Raw genomic sequence first — 1,483 nt, 5'->3', positions numbered from 1 at the left:
GCGTCGACGAGGTCGTGGCGGCCGGCGTGGACGACGCCGTGGATGTCGGCGACGACGGCGTGTTTGACGCCGGCGGCCAGCAGGAGTTTGAGGATGGCGGTGCCGGCGGCGCCGGCGCCGGACATCACGACGCGGACGTCGCCGATGTTCTTCTCCACCACGCGCAGGGCGTTGGTCAGGGCGGCGAGGACGACGATGGCGGTGCCGTGCTGGTCGTCGTGGAAGACGGGGATGTCCAGGGCCTCGCGCAGGCGGGCCTCGATCTCGAAGCAGCGCGGGGCGGAGATGTCTTCCAGGTTGATGCCGGCGAAGCCGGGGGCGATGGCCTTGACGATCTCGACGATGGCGTCGGAGTCCTGGGTGTCCAGGCAGATCGGCCAGGCGTCGATGCCGGCGAAGCGCTTGAAGAGGGCGGCCTTGCCCTCCATGACCGGCAGGGCGGCCTTGGGGCCGATGTTGCCCAGCCCGAGGACGGCGGAGCCGTCGGTGACCACGGCGACGCTGTTGCGCTTGATGGTCAGGCGGCGGGCGTCCTCGGGGTTCTCCGCGATCGCCATGCACACCCGGGCGACACCGGGGGTGTAGACCATGGACAGGTCGTCACGGTTGCGGATGGGGTGCTTGGACGCCATCTCGATCTTGCCGCCCAGGTGCATCAGGAAGGTGCGGTCGGAGACCTTGCCCACGGCCACGCCCTCGATGCCACGGAGCTTCTCGACGATCTCGTCGGCGTGGGCGGTCGAGGTCGCGGCGACGGTCACGTCGATCCGCAGCTTCTCGTGGCCGGAAGCGGTCACGTCCAGGCCGGTCACGGACCCGCCGGAGGACTCCACGGCCGTGGTGAGCTGGCTGACCGCGGTCCCGCTCGCGGGAACCTCCAGCCGGACCGTCATCGAGTACGAGACGCTAGGCGCCGTTGCCATGGCCGCTTTCCTCTGCTTTCCCTGTTTTCGCTTGGTACGCGCCACGAGGGCGGTAATCGATCGTCCCACCTACCGATGAGTAGACGGTAACCGGCCCCGGATACCGGAAGCTTCCTTCCGGCATCCGGGATGGGGTGGGACGTTGGCCTGCGGAAACGACGACGGGCGCCCCTCGTGTGAGGGGCGCCCGTCGGTCACGGCTTGTGTGACACCGACCCGCCATGCTCGCCTCGCGGCAAGTGGTCGCTCGCAGCGACAAAGGTTGGGCCCGGGGGCTTGGATCGAGCCGGTGCCGTGTTCCAGGCTAACAAATGCTCCCCGGAAGTCACGGCTGAACTCCGGGGCTGCGCCCCTGGACCCCACCGGGGCTCCGCCCCGGGCCCCCGCCTACCGGGATGCCTCTTGCGCCCGGTGCGCGTCTGCGGGCCGTGTCCGGCCGCTCGCGCAGTTCCCCGCGCCCCTGACGGGGCACCCGCAGCCGGGAACGGGGCCGCGCCCCATAGGGGCGCGGGGAACTGCGCGACAAGCCACAACGGACCCGCAGCCGCGCGCCGTGCGCA

At 70.7% G+C, this 1,483-nt stretch carries 1 protein-coding gene; it reads right to left on the bottom strand.

Annotation, left to right across the window (positions count from 1 at the left end; all coding sequences use genetic code 11):
- On the bottom strand, nucleotides 1-923 hold a 923-nt coding region (locus tag K6I34_RS36850), incomplete at its 3' end, for a malic enzyme-like NAD(P)-binding protein (protein WP_308294111.1).
- Between the last annotated feature and the right edge of the window lie 560 nt (nucleotides 924-1,483).

The organism is Streptomyces sp. UNOC14_S4, assembly GCF_020740835.1.
In the GTDB taxonomy this organism is placed as follows: Bacteria; Actinomycetota; Actinomycetes; order Streptomycetales; family Streptomycetaceae; genus Streptomyces.
This window is presented reverse-complemented; position numbering and strand designations above follow the sequence as displayed.